Consider the following 18,198-nt stretch of genomic DNA (forward strand, 5'->3'; position numbering starts at 1 on the left):
ATGAAACTTTTAACAAAAAATGAATGTACTTATTGACTCTAACGTTGCGTCATACTTTATCGTATGTATTAAGGGGGAGATACACATGACAATGAAGGTAAAAGAAGTAGCTAATTTAGTTGGAATTAGTGTGCGCACACTGCATCATTACGATGAAATTGGGTTGTTAACCCCAGACGAGACGACAGAGTCTGGATATCGTCTGTATTCCAATGAAAATTTAGAGACATTGCAGCAAATTTTATTTTTTAGAGAACTAGGCTTCCCTTTGAAGAAAATTAAAGAAATTATCATGAGTCCATCATTTGACCGAGAAGAAGCACTACAGCTTCATAAGAAGATGCTTCTTGAAAAGCGTGCCAGGTTAGATAATGTGATTGCGACAATTGATAAAACAATTCAGCATACAAAAGGAGAGATTGAAATGACGAATAAAGAGAAATTTGAAGGCTTCGATTTCAGCCATAATCCGTACGAAGAAGAAGCGCGTGAAAGATGGGGAGACGCAGCTGTAGATAAAGCGAATGAATATGCGAAAGGTATGTCAAAAGACAATCAAGAAGAGTTCAATACGATTTACAGAAATTTAGCGACGCTTAGACACGGCGCACCAGATTCTAAAGAGGCACAGGAAGCAATTGGAGTATGGTACGATTACTTGCAAAACTTCGGTGAATATTCATTAGATGCTTTTAAGGGACTCGGTCAAATGTACGTCGCTGATGAGCGCTTCACGAAAAATATCGATAAGTTTGGCAAAGGTTTAGCACAGTTTATGTGTGATGCGATGGAGGTTTATGCGGATCGTAAGAAATAGTCAAAAATAAAGAAGGTGGAGGTTTTCTCCATCTTCTTTATTTTTTAATCATATCATTCAAAGTCTGATCCCCCGTATTGTTCAAATGAGGATTTTTGCTCATTTCCCGTTTTAGCATGTCGAGGCTTTGTGTATATTCTGTATCATTTAAAGCACCAGATTGAAGGCCTTGAATTTGAGAAATCAATTTTTGGTCTGTTGATACATATGCTTTATAATAGCGAGGGACGATGGACAAAGCAGCTTTATATACTTGATCTGCTACGAGTTTTGGATCCGTTGTGTTTGCACGGTATACAACAAATACTTCATCGTCGGTAACGAGCGTAGCAGCGTTTGTAACGTCAGGAAGTTTGACTGTCATGCTTGTAATCATTTCAGCGACTTTCTCACGGTTAATAGCTCCTACTTGCTTGTTAGATACTTCATGCTTTTGTTTAGATGAATAACCGACTCTCGTTAATCGTGTATTTGTATTTTCCGTATGATACATGTCGTTTTTATTGGAAACAAGAACACGGCTTCCTTCTTCACGTTCCATTTCGGCTTTATTCGTTGATTGGCAGCCTGCAAATAAGGAAAGAGTGAGGAGAGAGAGTATAATTTGTTTTTTCACGATGTATCACCTCCTTCTCCATAGCATGCACTAATTTTCAATTTTTTGTATTTGAAATTGTTGGTTGGTATGCTTTGTGATACGATAAAAAGAAGAATGCTTAGAGAGGAAGTTAATGATGGAGCAAAAGCAAGAGCAAGAGATGCATGCTACGGTGAGCATTAATAATGTTCAGTACGAAGTAATTAAAAACTTTCGTGATGGTTTTAGTGAAGAAGCATTTAAAGAGCGTTACGCAGAAATTTTAAATAAATATGATTACATCGTTGGGGACTGGGGTTATGAGCAACTTAGATTGCGCGGTTTCTTTGATGATAGTAATCAACGTTCGACATATGATACGAAAATTAGTACTTTATCAGAGTATTTATACGAGTACTGTAACTTCGGTTGTGCACACTTCGTATTACGAAAAGTGAAGAAATAAAAAAATCCTCTTACGATTGTAAGAGGATTTTTTACTTGCTCACAAACAAATTGAAATAGAATCACCTTCAGAAAGTATTGCGTTTGGTTTCATGTGTTGTCCGTTCAATTGAATATCCCCATTTTTAATTTTATCCACAATACGTGTACGGCTCCAGTCGGAAATATATGTGGATAAGGCTTTATCCATTCGGTGTGAACCGAAAACGAGGTCTAATACGATCGTGATTTCGGCTATGCCGTTTTCTTTATGTTGCGTAATGGAAATGGTAGTAGTTGTTTCTGTTTGATCTTGCTGCGTCATATCGACTGTTTCAACATGATCAGTAAATGCTTTATAAATACGAAGTTTTTGATTCCACGTATGATCTTTCGGACATTTATAAATGGCAAAGCGGTATATATTTTTTCCATTGGCGTTATGCCTACGAATATTCGTGTCAGTAAATAGGGTATTGCGTCTGCAATTTTTACAATACTTTTCGATTGTGTTTTGCTCATTTCCATATAAACTCCAAGAAAGTTGTACTTTCTGCATTTTCCTTCACCTCTTATAGTAGTGGTAAAGGAACGTAATACAGCTATTTGGATGTCTTGTAGTATGAAGACATGAGAAATAGACAAAAATAAAAGGAGGTTCCCTTAGGAACCTCCGTAAACATCATACTACAGATGCGTTACGTTCCTTTGTAATGGGAATGGGCAGACTACTCCCTTGAAAAAGCGAGGTGCTTTTTTGAGAGTAATGCTATCCGATTGCTTATCCATCACAAAGTAAATGTTGGCATACGTAGATAACGTCCTTTCTATCCAAATAGATTTATTCTTAATTATAACATATTCGTTCGAAAATTCAAAATAATTAAAGCGGAAAAACACCAGCTAAAATAGCTGGTGTATACGATAAATTATATAAGTTCAAATAAAAATGAGCGTAGTTCTTCTGCAATTTCTTCAGTCATAGAAAATGCATGCTCTAAGTAGCCTGGTTCGTTTAAATCGTCAGGACCGATGATTGCAAATTTATTGCGCTGCATATCAAGGACAATTGTTTTACCGTAATGACGATCAGAGTATAAAAGCGCTAAATCATGACGCTCATTTTCTCCCATAAAGCTAACGAAACGAGTTCTTGTAGCGACTGTGTCGTCGTACAGAAAGAAACGTTCTTCCATACACATGGCTCCTTTATTAAATATCTAAGTTTAAGTGTGGTTTATGATCTAAATGGTGATGCGTTTTAATGAATCGTACCGTTCTTGTTTTGTAACGCATAACGATAGAATATGTTTCAGCTAAATCTCCGCCAAGGAATTTCACACCGTCTAATAACTCACCAGCAGATACGCCAGTTGCTGAGAAGATTGCATCATCCCCAGATACTAAGTCATCTAACATAAGAAGTTGACGAGGGTCTTCTAATCCCATTTCACGACAACGAGCTTCTTCTTCTTCGTTCATTGGAACTAAGCGAGCTTGCATTTCACCTTCAAGGCATTTTAATGCTGCTGCAGAAATAACACCTTCTGGAGCTCCACCAATACCTACGAATAAATCAATACCCGTTCCAGGTAGTGCTGTTGCGATTGACGCACCAACATCACCATCACCAAATAATTTTACGCGTGCACCTTTTGCACGAACACGGTCAATAATATCTTGATGACGTTCACGTTCTTGAACGATAACTGTTAGATCGCGAATCTTTTTATTGTTAGCTTCTGCTACAATTTCAATTGTTTTTTCAATTGGATCATCTAAGCTAATTTTACCAGCTGCTTTTGGACCAACCGCGATTTTTTCCATGTACATATCAGGAGCATGAAGAAGATTTCCTTTATCTGCGATTGCGATAACTGCCATTGCATTTGCAAGGCCTTTTGCAACGATGTTTGTACCTTCTAATGGGTCAACGGCGATGTCTACTTCTGGACCGTTACCTGTTCCTAGTTCTTCACCAATATACAACATCGGTGCTTCATCAAGTTCTCCTTCACCAATTACAACTGTACCTGCCATGTTTACTGAATCAAACATATCACGCATTGCTGTAGTTGCTGCATCATCTGCTTCGTTTTTCTTTCCGCGGCCCATCCACTGTGCGGATGCTAATGCTGCTGCTTCTGTTACACGGACAATTTCTAGTGCGAGTTCACGTTCCAAGATTCCATTCCTCCAATTTCAAAAATCATACAAATATAACTATAACAAATAACGGAGAAAAGGTGAATTCGAAAAATTGTCGATTTTTTCAGAAGAAAGCGTTACAATTAAAATGTAAATGCTTTAATTTCCAGGTAGGTGACATTCATGTATTTTGTAGACAGAAAGAAAATAGAACAAATGCTAGTATGTTTAGAACGAGCAACAAGTACATTTCAAGAGAAAAAGATATATGAAACCGAGTTTGAATTTTACGCATTAGAACGCATAACTCATCTAATTATTGATAGTGTATTAGACGTAGGGAATGCGATGATTGATGGATTTATTATGCGCGATCCAGGAAGTTATGAAGATATTATCGATATTTTGATGGACGAGCGAGTGATAAGTGCAGAAGAAGGACAAGGAATGAAAGAAGTGATTCTTCTTCGAAAAATGCTTACGCAAGATTATATTCAAATGAATCATGATGAATTATATAAGACGATTCAAAAACATATTGCCGTGGTAGAAAAATACCCAGCAAATATTCGCAGTTATTTAGAGAAGGAATTAGGACCTGTATCTGCATTTGTACCAGAATAATTATGCTTATAAGATCCCCGGGACTATCTTTTGGGGATCTTATATTGTATGTGAGAAAGAAAAGGGAGAAGGTTGAAACATGGGGGAAGCACGTACGACGAAAGATGAAATTGTGCAATTGTTGAAAGTAAAGGGAGAGCATACAGTAGCAGAACTAGCTGACGTTTTAGAGATTACAGAAATGGCGATCCGAAGACATTTAAGTAATCTTGAGAAAGATGGTTTTATTTATTCCAAGATGGTAAGGCAACATGTCGGAAGACCAACTTATTTGTATGGATTAAGCGAAAAGGGAGAAGATACATTCCCGAAGGAGTATAAGCAATTTGCGATTGATATGCTAGAAGATTTAGCTCGAATGGGTGATGAAAAAGTACTTAGTCACGTTTTAAAAGAGAGAACGAAGCGAATGGAAGACCAGTTGCAAAAGCGAGTGAGTAATCAAAAGAATTTAGCATATAAAGTGCAAGAGATAGCAGCTATGCAAGAGAAAAATGGTTATATGGTTCAAATAAAGAGAGATGGAGAAAACTCTTTCGTAATTGAAAAACAAAACTGTCCGTTAAAGGAAATTGCAGAGAGATTCCCGCAAGTATGTGAAGATGAAAAAGAGATGTATAAGCGTTTATTTGCAGGTGCAGATGTAAAAACATTAGCAAACATGTGTGAGGGCGATTGTAGTTGTTCTTACCAAGTAAAAGAGAAAAAATGAACGTTATGGGGCGCTTTAAGGTAAAGCGTTTTTTTCTTTGGAAAAAGCGGGTAATATAAGAGTGGTATGATAGGTGAGAACGTTAGCATAGAAGGAGAGACATAATCGATGTATAAAGGTTATTTAATTGACTTAGACGGTACGATGTATCGCGGAGAAGAACAAATTGAAGAAGCGAGCGACTTCGTAAAAGCATTAGGAGAGCGCGGCATTCCTTATTTATTCGTTACGAATAATTCAACGCGTAAACCAGAACAGGTGGCAGAAAAACTTGTTCGTTTCGATATTCCAGCGAAAGCAGAGCAAATATTCACAACGAGCATGGCGACTGCGAACTTCATTTATGAACGCAAACAAGACGCAACTGTATATATGATTGGTGAAGAGGGCTTACATGATGCACTTGTGGAAAAAGGATTTGAACTTGTGGATGAAAATCCTGATTTCGTTGTTGTTGGTTTAGATCGTGACATTACATATGAAAAATTAGCAAAAGCTTGTCTTGCTGTACGTAACGGCGCAACGTTTATTTCTACAAATGGAGACATTGCTATTCCGACTGAGCGCGGATTATTACCAGGTAACGGTTCATTAACATCAGTTGTAGCAGTATCAACAGGTGTGGATCCAATCTTTATCGGAAAACCAGAATCAATCATTATGGAACAAGCGTTAAAAGTGCTTGGTATGGGAAAAGATGAAGCATTAATGGTTGGGGATAACTACGATACAGACATTTTGGCGGGAGTAAATGCTGGTATGCATACGCTTCTTGTCCACACTGGAGTCACAACTGTGGAGAAGTTAACAGAATATGAAGTACAACCAACGCAAGTTGTGCATAACTTGACGGAGTGGATTGAGAAGATGTAATGAAATGCAGGTAACCGGAATAGGTTACCTGTTTTTTTTATGCATAATTGCATATTCGCTGTTGTTATATAAAATGTAAAATTTATATGTAATGATGCAAGGGGAGGGAATAAGAGTGTACTGGATGTCATGTATTATGTTTGTTTTTACATTATGTGTTTTGTTTTTTGTTCTATGGAAGATATATAAAATAAATGAAATGAAAAAAAGTGCGGGAAAACTTATTGCAACATATCCACGAGTGAAGAGACGGTGGATCGCTTTACTTGGGCCAGCATATTTCATTGGACAATGTATGTATATATATGCTCAGTACGTAAGTGGCGATATGGATACAGCTGAACAGTTTCTTATTCAGTCGGGTAGTTATGCTGTAGCAAGTTGTTTTATGACTTTAATAGCTATCCATCTTATTAAAAGTGTAGAAATATATGAAAAAGGTGTAGTAGACGGATTAAACTTTTATTTATATGAAGAATTAAAAGGCTATAAAACATCGACATGGGAAAATCCAAAAGAAAATATATTTTTATATCGCGGGCGAGAAAAAATGAATGACAATGTGAATTTGCTTATTAGACAGGAAGATATGAATGAATTAGAAAGCATTCTTCAAAGATATATTCCGAAATTAATGATGAAATAAAAAACTCCGGTTTTAACAACCGGAGTTTTTTTATTAGAATGCACGATTCACAACATCTTTAACTCCTTCAAGATATTGTTTACGCACATTATCATCCACAGAAGGAACACTCGTATAGAATGTATGCTCAATTGTTTCAATGCCTGTAAATTCAAAAATACCAACATCTGCTGTTTTCTTCATTGCATCAAACATACCGCCTGCTGTGTATGCTTCTTTCGTATTTCCCATTGTAGATAATAATAAGCCTTTTTTACCGCTTAATAACTTCTCGATACCATTTTCACCGTAAGCATAAGCGAAGCCGTGGCTAAATACACGATCAACGTATCCTTTTAAAATAGCAGGAAGTCCCGCCCACCAAACTGGATAAATGAATGTAATGCTATCAGCCCAAGAGATATGCTCTTGCTCTTCTTTAATATCTGCTGGTGTGTTCCCTTGAGAAAATGAGATGAAATCGGAAGCGTCTAATACGGGATTGAAGTTTAATTTGTATAGGTCGCGAACGCGTACTTCATGACCTTTTTCTTCTAATTCACTTTTTACCGTTTCTAAAATCGCATGGTTGAAGCTTTCTGTATTTGGGTGTGCATAAACGATTACATGTTTCATTGTTCTTCCTCCTATTTGTGGATATGTGAATAGTTTTTTAATTCATCCCGCTTTAATGGGCAGTAAGACCCCCATCTCCAAATTCAGCGAAAGCAAAGGAGTTAGGCGGGGGGCAACTGCCCATAAAAGTCCGATTGGTGAGGGCTGATTAAAGTTTCACCTTATGTAACTATTATGGTTACTTCTGTTGTGAGAGTCAACTTTTCTGACGTGAGAAATAAAGTGAAAATGTAATTAGCTAATATGGGATACATGTTAGTATGTGACAAAAAAATACAAAAAAGTAGGGATTTTGCATTCTGAATAGAATATATAGATTGGTAAATAGAGAGAGAAGGGGATATTGGGATGAATATTATTGAAATTGAAAGGTTAGAAAAATCATTTGATATTGGGGATAGTAAAGTCAAGATATTAAAAGGCATTAATCTTCAAATTCAAAAAGGAGATTTTGTTTGTATTATGGGGGCAAGTGGTTCAGGGAAAACGACTTTATTGCAGCTATTAGGTGGATTAGATATTCCATCGATAGGTAGTATTCGAGTTGATGGTACAGAGATTTCAACATTAAAAGAAAAAGAGCTCGCTTTATTTAGAAGGCATAAAATCGGTTTTATTTTTCAGCAGTTTAATTTGATTCCAGTGTTTAGTGCGGAGGAGAATGTAGGATTACCTTTACTGTTAGATAATGTTTCGCAAAAGAAGGCAACGGTGACAGCAAAGCGATTATTAGAACTTGTCGGATTGAAGGGGAAAGAAAAACATTTACCAGCACAGTTATCAGGTGGGCAACAGCAAAGGGTTGCGATCGCAAGAGCTTTTGCAAATGAGCCGGCTATTATATTAGCAGATGAACCGACAGGGGCACTAGATTCGGAAAATAGCAAGAACATAATTGCGGCACTTCGCAATGCGTGTGATGAATTAGGGCAAACAGCTGTCATTGTAACGCACGACCCGTTCGTAGCGGCCCATGCGGATAAAGTTGTTTTCTTATTAGATGGTGAAGTGATTCATGAACATGCTGAAAGTAAAGGATGGAAGTTTCGAAATATCCCGCAACAAGTTACTCACATTCAAGAGATTATGAATCGTCACTTTAAAGTAGGGGGTAAAGGTGATGCGATGGGTAATTAAGTATGCAGTAAAATCGATGAAACAAAATTGGTTACGTAATATGTTGATTGCCCTCGGTGCAGCTTTAGGTGTTATGTTAGCGACGATGTTATTACTAGGTAATCAATCAGTAGAGAAAAGCGTGAAGGAACAAGTAGTAAGCCGGTATGGAGATTATAATTTACAATTTGGTTATATAAAAAATGATATGTATTTAAATAATGAAAGTTTAAAAGGAATAGATGGCTTAGAAAATGCTGAAAAAATATCAAAAGTACTTATACCATATCCTTTTCCAAATTATAAAGAGTTATCGGGAAAACCGTCCTATTGGGGGGTGGAGCAAGATTCTCCAGAAATGAATTCTTATAAAATATTAGAAGGTCGATATCCGAAAGAAGGGGCTGAAGTAGCACTGACAAAAGGATATACAGATCGTGAAAATATACGGGTAGGAGATACGATTCAGTTGCCATTCCCGCAACATGGAGAAAAGACTGTAAAAGTCGTCGGCATTTTAAATCCACCGCTAATGGCAGCAATGGGGCACGGTGCTTATTTTCCAATCCATTGGCTTCAAAAAGAATTAAATTTACCAAATCATTTCAATCTCGTTCAAGTGAAAACAGCCGATGTAAATGTGAAAAGAGCAATTGCTCTTGATGTAAATAAGAAGATAGAAAATATAAAGGTGGATCAACGTACTTATGTTGATAAGGCGTTTGAACGACTAAATGTAATGAAGCCGTTAATTTTTAGTTTAGGTGGTATTGCTTTATTTGTTGTAGCTCTTTTAATAATGGGAAGTTTCTTCTTATCTGTTAGAAGTCGATTTAAGCAGTGGGCATTATTACGTGCGCTCGGTAGTAACCCAAATCAAATTATAGTAGTCGTTTTATTAGAGGCTTTATGCATCGGAGCAATCGGATCGCTAGCAGGAGTTATTCTTGGAGCAGGTACGCAAACAATTGCTGCATCATTCATTAATAAATGGGTGAATATTGAGGGTGCAGGGAAAGCATCATTCTCGATCTCAGGTGAGATTTTACTCATTACTTTTTTACTAGGGATTGTTATGTCTATCATAGGGGCCATTATACCAGCTTTCATGGTTAGAAAGATTCCACCAGTTCAAGCACTTCGTCCTGGTCTTCCTAGTAATGAAAAAAAAGAAAAAAGATGGAGTGCTTTTAGTCTTAGCATTTTAATCATTGGTACCGTTATTGGACTCACGGGTAGCGTATTAGAGCAGTATATCGGTTTTAATCCAAGTGCGATAGGAGCGCTTTTATTTGCGGTCGGTTTGTTATTGGCGATTCCGTTATTTATTCGCGTAATAGCACCAGTGATTGCAAAACCGTTTCAAATGATATTACGAATTGAAACGACGATTAGTAGCCGGAATGTAATTCGTTATCGAAACAAGGCAGCCGTGTCGGTTGCTATATTAGCATTTGGTTTTATGTTAGCACTTGTTGGAACGATGTATGTAAATTCTATGTATGAAGGTATGAAAAAAGGGTTACAAAAACATTTACCAGCGGACTTAGTAGTAAGAATTCCAGTAGAGTCGCAAGGAATAGAAACATTACCGTTTAGTTGGATGGAGAAGGTTAGAAAAATTGATGGTGTGGAATCGAGTGTTGGGAATGCTACTGACTTTACCGCAAAGCTTGTGAATTATGACTTTAAAAAAGCGAATCAAGAATGGTATGAATTTATGAAAAAAAACAATTTGACCTATGATTCAATGGAAGTTGTAGGAAACGATATTGTAGCGTACCAGAAAGTAACAAAGGCGAAAGTAATTGCAGGACAAGCTTTAAATAAGCCATTACAAGATGGTGAGGGAGTTATTACGAAAGAAGTGGCTAAAAATTTAGGGCTTCAGTTGCATGATACGGTTGACGTACAAGGAAAAGGGAAAGAAAAACAAACAATTAAAGTCGTTTCGATTATTGAGCAAGGATTAAGGTTAAGGAGTTTGGATATTTTCGTAAATGAACAATGGGCTCGCGATAAGTTTCACGTACAAGGATATGAAGCAATTCAAATTATGACTAATTCCAATCAATCATTTGAAGGGATTAAGAAGCAAGTAAAACAAGTTACAAATAATAAAGAGAATGTAGAAGTTATAAACAGTTATGATTTATTGAAAGAACAAGAGCAGTTATTATCGCAAATGATGATGTTAATTCGCTTGTTAGTTGTAATTGTTTTCATTATTTCTGGTATAGGATTAATGAATGCGATTGTTGCAAGCTTGCATGAAAGACGTGCTGAAATTAGTATGATTCGTGCGGTAGGAGCTATTCCGAAGCAGATGAGACGGATCGTTTTATTAGAAGGAATTTTACTTGGAGCGATAGCTGGTTGTATTGGTATTTTTGGTGGGATTTTGTTTAGCTATATCGTGTTATCAAGCTTAGAGTTAACAGTTATTATTATTCCATATAATCAAGTTGCCATACTAGCTCTAGCTAGCGTGATACTTGGAGCAGGGGCAGCATTGATTGCTTCATTACAATTAAGAAAGTTTAAATTAAGTGATACTTTAAAGGAGTTATCAGCATAAAAGATTGCTATACCCCGCTCATACAAAGAACAAAGAAAACAAATAAAATGATAACAATACCAATGCCGAAGTTAAATACGAGAGTACTATCCATACTATGGAACCTCCTTATGTGAAAGTAAAAAGCACTCTAGCCAAGAGTGCTTTTTATTTTGAATCTGCTTCAAAACTTTGAGGAAAGGATTCATGCATGTAAAGAGTTACATTATTTTATGTGTTTATATGTTGAAATGAGTAAGTCCTCGTGAGATATAAAAAAAAGACACTCTTTCGAGTGTCTTTCATGATGACAAATGTGCCAATTGCTTGAGTTTGATAAGGCGCTAATATCCGTTTTAACGCCTTTTCTTTGATCAAGAAGTGTAGCAACAGCGATTCAAATAAAATTGTACCATTTGTTTCATAGGTGTGCGTATGCAATTGTGCATATTTCGATTATGAGGTAGGTAATGAACTGTGAATAATTTGAAGTGATTTATTTACGATTTCTTCTGCGGCATATATGCCGATTGCATCTGTTTTTACAACATGGGGTTGTAAGTGATTATATGTTGCCCCTAATTCACCGTGAAGTGGTGCGAAGGCATAGTTAGCTTTTTCAAGCATGCATAAATCAAGTAAAGAATCCCCAGCTGTAATAATAGTATCTATTTGTAGCACTTCTTTTATATATTGCACAGCATCCCATTTGTTAATAGGCTTCGGTACAAAATATAATTTTCTACCTTGAAGTGAATGAGCCCAGCCTTGTTTGTCTAACCAAGAAATAAAGGATGTTAATTCGTCATAAGGAATGTTCTCTCGTTTAATGATGCAATAGTGGAATAAATCATCAGCTGTTTTTTTTGATATAACCCAATCTTTATGAGCGATTTGTTCAAATTCCTTTAGTATATCATTTCTCTCTAAACATTCTACTGAAAGTCTTTTTTTTATTCCTTTGTTCCAAGTAACATCTTGCTTGCCGTCATGAAGGATATTACCGCCGTTACTTGTAATGGCATATTCGGGAATGATTTCATTTTGGAATACAGTAATACGCTGAAACTGTTCAATCGTTCTTGTTGTAACGGGGATAAAATATGAGTGCAGTTGCAATTTTTTTAGTAGTGAAATGGCTTTATGTGATATGAAAGAAATTTCTTTTCCGTCTAAAGTTTCAATGAGTTGAATTGACTCATCTTCTATAGGCGCACGAAATGATTTTCGGGAATAAATAAGCGTCTGATCAAGATCACTGGCGAAAATCATATCGTTTCCCTCCCAAGAGGCTTAATGAGCCCGCAACATGAATAAGCCATATCCTCATATATTTCAATAGGGACATTCTTTTCTTTAGCAAGAAGTAAAATATGCTTTAAATCGGGATTGTTTTGCTTGCGTATTAAAATTTTCCACGGTATTCTCCGGAGTAATACGCGAGTCGCTTCACCGACTCCTGGTTTAATTAAGTTAATATCGTCAATTTCAAAGTGAGCTTGGATAGACTGTATATCTTTTAATCCTTGCCAAGATGGATCGGTGTATGTTGAAGCAATATAATGTAACTGGTTATCTATATGAGAATGAACAGAAGGGAATAGATTTGTTACTTCATCGATGAAGTAATTTGATAAATCTTCTTGTTCTAGCTCTTTATAATATTTAACACCATGAAAATCACTTGGGCCAATATAGGTGTCATTTAGTACAGTGCGGCTAATTAGTCCAGAGACGGTTGCATTTAAGCAAGCACTAGGGATAAGAAAATCTTCGCGTGTACCGTAAATTGAAGTACAGTAACCTGGATCAGCAAGTACAGCCATACAATGAGAAAGGTGTGTATTATTTCTCTCGTTAAATGTATGTACTGCATGTTCCAATTCCTTTTTTATTGCACCTTTTCCAGTCCAACCATCAATGAATTGAATTGTTTCTTTAGGGTGATGTTCTAAAATATAGCGAAGTGCATTTTCATCGATACCGCGTCCACGAATAATGGAAATACAATAGTGAGGTACATCAAGGTTATATTGATAGCGTATATAGCGTTTTATAAGAATCCCGATAGGTGTACCAGCACGAGCTAATGAGACGAGGACAAGATTCGTTCCTTTAGTCTGTATAATTTGTTCAGCGACAACTCCAACTGCAGTTGCTAGTTTGTGCTTGTATTGTTGCAGGGAGGAAAAGAATAAGTCCATATATGCTTTAGATGGTTTATATTCTACTGGTAACATTTCAGAATAATGTGTGCCGGCTTGAATTGCTTGTTCTCTAGTTTCTGTGGAACTTTCTTTCATTAAATCACTAATATCTTTTAATAGAAAAATAGCATCATTTGGATCGTAACTACTAATATGGGAATTTACTTTTACCATAATTATCAACCTTCCTTTTCTGTGCTATTTGAAAATGAGACGATATGAATACAGGGAATAACTGTTTGTAACTGATATAGAAGAGGAGATAGGGCTTCTTCTTTTACATCACGTTCCAGAAAAACAAATACTTCATCGTAATCATGAGGTGAAATGTTATAAAAGTAATTTGTAATAGTAGAATCTTCGGGACTTGGATATGGGAAATGATTATGAATGGCGTAGTTCACATCATTTGAAACGGGGTGGATCGGACTTCGTGTTGTAGATTGATATAAAATATTTTCACCCATTTCAGCAGCGATTTTCATTGGAATATACATAAATTCGCCCGTTCCGAGGCAGAGCGCTCGTTTTCCAATTCTCTTTCTTTGTAACATTTTTCCTGCTTCTTGAGTAAAAGAATGAATGTGCTTTTGTTCATATGATGAAATGCCAAAGCGTCCAGTATATTTTATGTAATTTGATGTATAGGATAATGTTGGACAAGTAATGGCATGCTTTTTGAAATAAGGTTTTGTTTCTTCAGTTTGCATAGTTGGTTTTGAAACATTCGATGGTTGACCAGTTGTATGAATGATTCCTTCTAATAAAGAAATAACATGAATTTTTATTTGAAGTTCTTCTTCTAGTTGTTTAAATTGTCTTCTATTAGTATTAGAACGCCAGTCTAATAAAGAAGCAATGGTATATTCTTCTCGTGGAAATTGCTGTTGAATGGATCTGATAATATTTAGTGCGGTTTTTCCGGTTGTCATCTCATCATCTACGAGAACGATTGGATTGTTGTTTTGAAAAAAGCTCTTATCGACATAACAACGGTGTGATGTTGCATGAGAATGTTCTTCCTCGAATGTAATGACAGATTCGAGATTGGGTATCGATTCCCTAGTTGTATGTACATACTTTGCATTTTGAAAGCATTGAAACATAGAATGGCCAAGTGCTGTTGCTGTTTCAGCGAATCCGATAAATAACACTTCTTCTTGCAAGGGATATTGATAATGAAATACTTCTTCTGGAATTTCATCAACTTCTAATGAAATAAGATTTAAAATTTCTTTTTGAAACGGATGAAAAGCATTATGTAGTATTTCCATATATCTTGCAGCGAGAGCAAATCCACTTGCTAGAGAGACTGCCGGTTTAATAGGAAGATGCTTTCCAAGAATTGTACTCACAAATAAAAAACTCCGCTTCTTATTTATCCTCGCTGCCATTTGAAAAAGATTGTTTAATTCTAAGTTATATGGATTATCACGTACTTCTACATGAACCTTTATATTATTTAAAACGTTATACGTGTTGTTTTGCGTTTGTAATAAGGAAGTCGGTGAATTGTTTGTTTTCATGTAGCACCCCGTAAATATTAGATTTTAAAATGGTTTTGCGAGCCCAGTTATAATGTGGTTTTACTTCATTCATTTTGTTAGCAAAACTGCTTTTTAGCACTCCGTTATACGTATCTGCATTTTGTAAAATTGACCTTGCGTCTAAATAATCTTCCATTGTGACAATGTGCATTGCTTGTACAACTTTAATATGAGATGGGTGAATAACTGTCTTTCCGATTAATCCATTTGCATGGTCAAGCGATACCTCTTGAATGAGCCCTTTTTCGTAATCATTAGAAAAATATTCCCATACACATCCTGAAATAACATATTCATTTGTCACTCTGGAGAAAATATTAATAATGTCTGAAATACAATCACGAACAACGGTAATATGATAGATTGGTGTGTATTTATTGCGCCGAATACCAAATATACTTGAAAAATCAGTGGCGCCAATACGTACATTTAAGATGTAATCACGATAGGAATCTAGTAAATCTTTTATTTGTAATAACGACTCTACGCGTGTTTCTTTATACATAATTTCTGGTGATTCTAAAATCGGCATTCCATAAAGGGTTAATGAATATAGTTCGTTTATATATGCAAGCTGATCGATATAAGTCTTTCCATTAACGGGTGTGAATTTTGGAAAGACGAAACCACATAAGCAATGAACGGCACTACCTAATTCAGTAACAATTGTCTTCATTTGACTTGGCTGTCGAACTCTAATAAAAAGAAGTGGAATGTCTGATTGACTTAGTATGTTGGCACTGACTAAGTTGGCGATTTGCTGTATTTGAACGACGATGTTCTGCTCTGCAAATTTTACTTCCTTATCGCTAATAGAGTCTTCTAGACAAAAAATAATAGAGGTAGCTTCCACATGTTTTTTTCTAATTATATCTTCTGCAATCGTTTCTTTCGTACCAGGAGTATACAGTGTAGCCCCTAATGCGTAAGCTAATTGCTCTTTCTCTATACTTTTTGAAAAACTAAGAGGTTCTTTATAGAAAAATTTTTGACGTTCTTCTAAGGAGAGATAAGAAAAGTAATTCAAATTGTCACCACCTTATTTCAAATGATTCTGTTTAATCGTAACATAATAAGGAAAATCTTCCATGAAAATGAAACAATAAATTTAAAAAATATATTGAGAAAGATGAATTATAAGATGAATATCGAATATTGTTAGTAGAAATATAATAGGGGGAGAGAAGGGTGGATATACATCAGTTAACCGTAGAAGAAGCAAATGAGATAAATACGTGGGCGTATGAAAAACCTTATGATTTGTATAGTTTTTCAGGAGAGGAAGAAGCAATAGAAGAATTATTAGATGGGACGTATTATGGCTGTTGTGACGACAAGGGAGAGTTTATCGGCTATTTTTGTTTTGGGGAAAATGCACAAGTACCTGGGGGAAGAGATGCTCATTTATATGGCAGAGAAGATGTAATTGATATCGGACTTGGCATGAAGCCAGCGTTAACGGGGAAAGGGTTGGGGGAGATATTTTTTCAAGCTGGGATAGCCTTTGCAGCGAAAGAATATAAACCGAAGACATTTCGACTTAGCGTAGCGACATTTAATACAAGGGCGATTACGCTATATAAAAACATAGGTTTTCAGCAAGGTCCTATTTTTTTGAGCCGCGGAAGAGAATTTATGATTATGGAATATGAAAGACCGTCAGTATGAAACTGACGGTCTTTCATGTTTTACTCTGAATGATCAGCTCGGTGCGCTAAACGGCTTGAAGCAGCGGCAGCGATTCCGCCAACGATATCATCAAGGAATGTGTGCACCTTTCCAGTTGATTTATCATTTAAGTATTCTAAAATACCAGGTTTTAATTTATCGATATATCCAAAGTTCGTGAAACCGATAGAGCCGTACACATTAACGATAGAAAGTGCGATCACTTCATCAATTCCGTATAAGCCTTCATCACGTTTTACGATATCTTGTAACGGCTCACTTAACATTCCTTTTTCAGCAAGAACATCGAGTTCGATACCAGTAATCAGTGCGTTTTGTACTTCACGTTTTGATAATACGCGTTCAACGTTATAACGGCATTCTGACATCTCTAAATTTGGATGATATTTTTTTTGAAGAAAATGAACAAGCTCAGCAATATCGTCAATTGTTACACCGCGCTCTTGTAATAGTTGTAATGCTCTTTCTTGTAGTTGATTTGATTCTTTCATGTTTATCACCTTTTTTTCTTTTTAGTATTTGTATACGTTTCTTTGCTTTATCATGTGCATAGGAATGAAAGGCGAGCACAAGCTCATATATATAAAGAAAAACCATAGGTGGCGACTGCGATGATTCATCATATTTATGAGCATTATCACATGCATGTTAAAGAATTAATCCCCCTTGGCCCCTATAAAAGCTTTTGGATTCGCAACAAAATTTATGTACTTGTTCCAATTGGAGACATGGAGGAAGAAGTACTTGTAGAGATGAAAAAGCTCAGTGACTATATGAACCAGCAAGGGGATATAACTGTAGCGACTTTCGTTCCGACTATACACGGCTACTATGTAAGCGAGATAGAAGAACAAAATTACTGCTTATTAAAAGGTATGCGTGCGTTAGAACGACATGCTACATCATTAGGAAGTGAGCTTTCTATATTCCATAAACGAGGCGCATTCTTTCCAGAAGAAATCGAGCAATTAAGTCGCATTGGTGAATGGAAAGCGTTATGGGAAAAAAGGCTCGATCAATTAGAAAAGTTTTGGCAATCACAAGTGATGAATCACCCTACAGACGTATTCGATCAATTGTTTATTGAATCCTTCCCGTATTACTTAGGAGTTGCAGAAAATGCAATCCAGTATGTTGTCGATACAGAGATGGATGATACGCCGCAAATGACTGATGCGGCAACAATTTGCCAAGAACGATTTACACCCTTATTATGGCATCAAACGAAGCGCCTCAAACTTCCTTTCGATTGGGTGTATGATCACCCAACTCGAGATATGGCAGAATTAATCCGCTATATGATGATAGAAAAAAAGAAAGACTGGGAGCAAACAATCGTTCAATTTGTTACAGACTATGAACGAAATTATTCGCTATCCTCATTTGGTTGGCGCTTATTATTTGCAAGGCTCCTGTTCCCACTCCACTACTTTGAAACAGTCGAACGATATTACCAAACTGGAAATGAAGAACAAAAAAGCATATATAGAGATCGCTTAGAAGCCATTTTACACGATGTGAACCGCTCTGAGCAATTTATGAAGCACTTTTATGGCTCACTTCGTTTACCAGTTGATAAGTTAGGGATTAAAAAATTAGATTGGCTATCTTAAAATAAAAAAGAGA

20 protein-coding genes are annotated in these 18,198 nt (G+C 36.3%); 10 read left to right on the plus strand and 10 right to left on the minus strand.

What is annotated here, in order from left to right:
- The first annotated feature begins 85 nt into the window (after positions 1 to 85).
- Complete coding sequence (locus MR115_RS23190) at positions 86 to 817, plus strand: MerR family transcriptional regulator (protein ID WP_242242923.1); 732 nt, start codon at positions 86 to 88, stop codon at positions 815 to 817.
- Positions 818 to 854: 37 nt separating this feature from the next.
- On the opposite strand, the gene MR115_RS23195 is transcribed toward MR115_RS23190, so the two are convergent.
- On the minus strand, positions 855 to 1,433 hold the full coding sequence (locus tag MR115_RS23195) for a YhcN/YlaJ family sporulation lipoprotein (RefSeq protein WP_002191082.1): 579 nt from the start codon (positions 1,431 to 1,433) through the stop codon (positions 855 to 857).
- Positions 1,434 to 1,548: 115 nt separating this feature from the next.
- On the opposite strand from MR115_RS23195, the gene MR115_RS23200 reads away from it, so the two are divergent.
- The gene (locus MR115_RS23200; protein WP_002003766.1) at positions 1,549 to 1,860 is read left to right on the plus strand and encodes a YutD family protein; all 312 of its coding nucleotides are present in this window, start codon (positions 1,549 to 1,551) and stop codon (positions 1,858 to 1,860) included.
- Between the two features lie 39 nt (positions 1,861 to 1,899).
- Here MR115_RS23200 and MR115_RS23205 read toward each other — a convergent pair whose 3' ends face one another.
- The 3 genes from MR115_RS23205 to glpX all read right to left on the minus strand — a co-directional run bounded on the left by MR115_RS23205 (position 1,900) and on the right by glpX (position 4,022).
- On the minus strand, positions 1,900 to 2,397 hold the full coding sequence (locus MR115_RS23205) for a cytoplasmic protein (RefSeq protein ID WP_242242924.1): 498 nt from the start codon (positions 2,395 to 2,397) through the stop codon (positions 1,900 to 1,902).
- Positions 2,398 to 2,767: 370 nt separating this feature from the next.
- A complete protein-coding gene (locus MR115_RS23210; RefSeq protein WP_000392615.1) occupies positions 2,768 to 3,034 on the minus strand; it encodes a DUF3055 domain-containing protein in 267 nt (88 codons plus the stop codon).
- Between the two features lie 16 nt (positions 3,035 to 3,050).
- A complete protein-coding gene (glpX, locus tag MR115_RS23215; protein ID WP_000439090.1) occupies positions 3,051 to 4,022 on the minus strand; it encodes a class II fructose-bisphosphatase in 972 nt (323 codons plus the stop codon).
- Positions 4,023 to 4,169: 147 nt separating this feature from the next.
- On the opposite strand from glpX, the gene MR115_RS23220 reads away from it, so the two are divergent.
- The 4 genes from MR115_RS23220 to MR115_RS23235 all read left to right on the plus strand — a co-directional run bounded on the left by MR115_RS23220 (position 4,170) and on the right by MR115_RS23235 (position 6,841).
- A complete protein-coding gene (locus tag MR115_RS23220; protein ID WP_061678031.1) occupies positions 4,170 to 4,610 on the plus strand; it encodes a DUF86 domain-containing protein in 441 nt (146 codons plus the stop codon).
- 79 nt (positions 4,611 to 4,689) lie between these two features.
- Positions 4,690 to 5,322, plus strand: coding sequence for a helix-turn-helix transcriptional regulator (locus MR115_RS23225; protein WP_242242925.1), 633 nt, complete (start codon positions 4,690 to 4,692; stop codon positions 5,320 to 5,322).
- A gap of 108 nt (positions 5,323 to 5,430) precedes the next feature.
- Positions 5,431 to 6,195, plus strand: coding sequence for a TIGR01457 family HAD-type hydrolase (locus MR115_RS23230; protein ID WP_097817446.1), 765 nt, complete (start codon positions 5,431 to 5,433; stop codon positions 6,193 to 6,195).
- Between the two features lie 115 nt (positions 6,196 to 6,310).
- A complete protein-coding gene (locus tag MR115_RS23235; RefSeq protein ID WP_242242926.1) occupies positions 6,311 to 6,841 on the plus strand; it encodes an iron ABC transporter substrate-binding protein in 531 nt (176 codons plus the stop codon).
- 33 nt (positions 6,842 to 6,874) lie between these two features.
- On the opposite strand, the gene MR115_RS23240 is transcribed toward MR115_RS23235, so the two are convergent.
- Positions 6,875 to 7,456 (minus strand): NAD(P)H-dependent oxidoreductase, encoded by a 582-nt coding sequence (locus tag MR115_RS23240; protein ID WP_242242927.1) that lies wholly within the window; start codon positions 7,454 to 7,456, stop codon positions 6,875 to 6,877.
- A 348-nt stretch (positions 7,457 to 7,804) separates the two neighbouring features.
- Here MR115_RS23240 and MR115_RS23245 point away from each other — a divergent pair, with 348 nt between their 5' ends.
- Together MR115_RS23245 and MR115_RS23250 are read left to right on the plus strand one after the other, a co-directional pair.
- On the plus strand, positions 7,805 to 8,593 hold the full coding sequence (locus tag MR115_RS23245) for an ABC transporter ATP-binding protein (protein WP_242242928.1): 789 nt from the start codon (positions 7,805 to 7,807) through the stop codon (positions 8,591 to 8,593).
- A complete protein-coding gene (locus MR115_RS23250) occupies positions 8,577 to 11,150 on the plus strand; it encodes an FtsX-like permease family protein (protein ID WP_242242929.1) in 2,574 nt (857 codons plus the stop codon). The genes MR115_RS23245 and MR115_RS23250 overlap by 17 nt, the downstream gene beginning before the upstream one ends.
- 435 nt (positions 11,151 to 11,585) lie before the next feature.
- On the opposite strand, the gene MR115_RS23255 is transcribed toward MR115_RS23250, so the two are convergent.
- From MR115_RS23255 to MR115_RS23270, 4 genes are read right to left on the minus strand one after another with little or no spacing between them, the layout of a single operon-like run.
- Positions 11,586 to 12,401, minus strand: a complete 816-nt coding sequence (locus MR115_RS23255; RefSeq protein ID WP_242242930.1) for an HAD family hydrolase — start codon at positions 12,399 to 12,401, stop codon at positions 11,586 to 11,588.
- Positions 12,398 to 13,510, minus strand: coding sequence for a cysteine protease StiP family protein (locus MR115_RS23260; protein ID WP_242242931.1), 1,113 nt, complete (start codon positions 13,508 to 13,510; stop codon positions 12,398 to 12,400). The genes MR115_RS23255 and MR115_RS23260 overlap by 4 nt, the downstream gene beginning before the upstream one ends.
- A 5-nt stretch (positions 13,511 to 13,515) precedes the next feature.
- On the minus strand, positions 13,516 to 14,862 hold the full coding sequence (locus MR115_RS23265; RefSeq protein ID WP_242242932.1) for a phosphoribosyltransferase family protein: 1,347 nt from the start codon (positions 14,860 to 14,862) through the stop codon (positions 13,516 to 13,518).
- Positions 14,807 to 15,910 carry an HpcH/HpaI aldolase/citrate lyase family protein gene (locus MR115_RS23270; protein WP_242242933.1) on the minus strand — a complete coding sequence of 368 codons (1,104 nt, stop codon included), beginning with the start codon at positions 15,908 to 15,910 and terminating at the stop codon, positions 14,807 to 14,809. Before MR115_RS23270 ends, MR115_RS23265 begins: the two co-directional genes overlap by 56 nt.
- Positions 15,911 to 16,071: 161 nt before the next feature.
- Here MR115_RS23270 and MR115_RS23275 point away from each other — a divergent pair, with 161 nt between their 5' ends.
- Positions 16,072 to 16,551 carry a GNAT family N-acetyltransferase gene (locus tag MR115_RS23275; protein ID WP_242242934.1) on the plus strand — a complete coding sequence of 160 codons (480 nt, stop codon included), beginning with the start codon at positions 16,072 to 16,074 and terminating at the stop codon, positions 16,549 to 16,551.
- 20 nt (positions 16,552 to 16,571) lie between these two features.
- Here the strand turns inward: MR115_RS23275 and MR115_RS23280 are convergent, their stop codons facing one another.
- Positions 16,572 to 17,063 carry a phosphatidylglycerophosphatase A family protein gene (locus MR115_RS23280; protein ID WP_000665102.1) on the minus strand — a complete coding sequence of 164 codons (492 nt, stop codon included), beginning with the start codon at positions 17,061 to 17,063 and terminating at the stop codon, positions 16,572 to 16,574.
- Between the two features lie 120 nt (positions 17,064 to 17,183).
- Here MR115_RS23280 and yutH point away from each other — a divergent pair, with 120 nt between their 5' ends.
- The gene (yutH, locus tag MR115_RS23285; RefSeq protein WP_098375254.1) at positions 17,184 to 18,185 is read left to right on the plus strand and encodes a spore coat putative kinase YutH; all 1,002 of its coding nucleotides are present in this window, start codon (positions 17,184 to 17,186) and stop codon (positions 18,183 to 18,185) included.
- Positions 18,186 to 18,198: the final 13 nt, after the last annotated feature.

Source organism: Bacillus cereus group sp. BfR-BA-01309, assembly GCF_022664315.1.
Lineage (GTDB): Bacteria > Bacillota > Bacilli > Bacillales > Bacillaceae_G > Bacillus_A > Bacillus_A mobilis.

Coding starts and splice junctions, on each gene's coding strand:
- MR115_RS23190 (WP_242242923.1), top strand. CDS start 86: ATGACAATGAAGGTAAAAGAAGTAGCTAATTTAGTTGGAATTAGTGTG.
- MR115_RS23200 (WP_002003766.1), top strand. CDS start 1,549: ATGATGGAGCAAAAGCAAGAGCAAGAGATGCATGCTACGGTGAGCATT.
- MR115_RS23205 (WP_242242924.1), bottom strand. CDS start 2,397: ATGCAGAAAGTACAACTTTCTTGGAGTTTATATGGAAATGAGCAAAAC.
- MR115_RS23210 (WP_000392615.1), bottom strand. CDS start 3,034: ATGGAAGAACGTTTCTTTCTGTACGACGACACAGTCGCTACAAGAACT.
- MR115_RS23220 (WP_061678031.1), top strand. CDS start 4,170: ATGTATTTTGTAGACAGAAAGAAAATAGAACAAATGCTAGTATGTTTA.
- MR115_RS23225 (WP_242242925.1), top strand. CDS start 4,690: ATGGGGGAAGCACGTACGACGAAAGATGAAATTGTGCAATTGTTGAAA.
- MR115_RS23230 (WP_097817446.1), top strand. CDS start 5,431: ATGTATAAAGGTTATTTAATTGACTTAGACGGTACGATGTATCGCGGA.
- MR115_RS23240 (WP_242242927.1), bottom strand. CDS start 7,456: ATGAAACATGTAATCGTTTATGCACACCCAAATACAGAAAGCTTCAAC.
- MR115_RS23245 (WP_242242928.1), top strand. CDS start 7,805: ATGAATATTATTGAAATTGAAAGGTTAGAAAAATCATTTGATATTGGG.
- MR115_RS23250 (WP_242242929.1), top strand. CDS start 8,577: ATGCGATGGGTAATTAAGTATGCAGTAAAATCGATGAAACAAAATTGG.
- MR115_RS23255 (WP_242242930.1), bottom strand. CDS start 12,401: ATGATTTTCGCCAGTGATCTTGATCAGACGCTTATTTATTCCCGAAAA.
- MR115_RS23260 (WP_242242931.1), bottom strand. CDS start 13,510: ATGGTAAAAGTAAATTCCCATATTAGTAGTTACGATCCAAATGATGCT.
- MR115_RS23265 (WP_242242932.1), bottom strand. CDS start 14,862: ATGAAAACAAACAATTCACCGACTTCCTTATTACAAACGCAAAACAAC.
- MR115_RS23280 (WP_000665102.1), bottom strand. CDS start 17,063: ATGAAAGAATCAAATCAACTACAAGAAAGAGCATTACAACTATTACAA.
- yutH (WP_098375254.1), top strand. CDS start 17,184: ATGATTCATCATATTTATGAGCATTATCACATGCATGTTAAAGAATTA.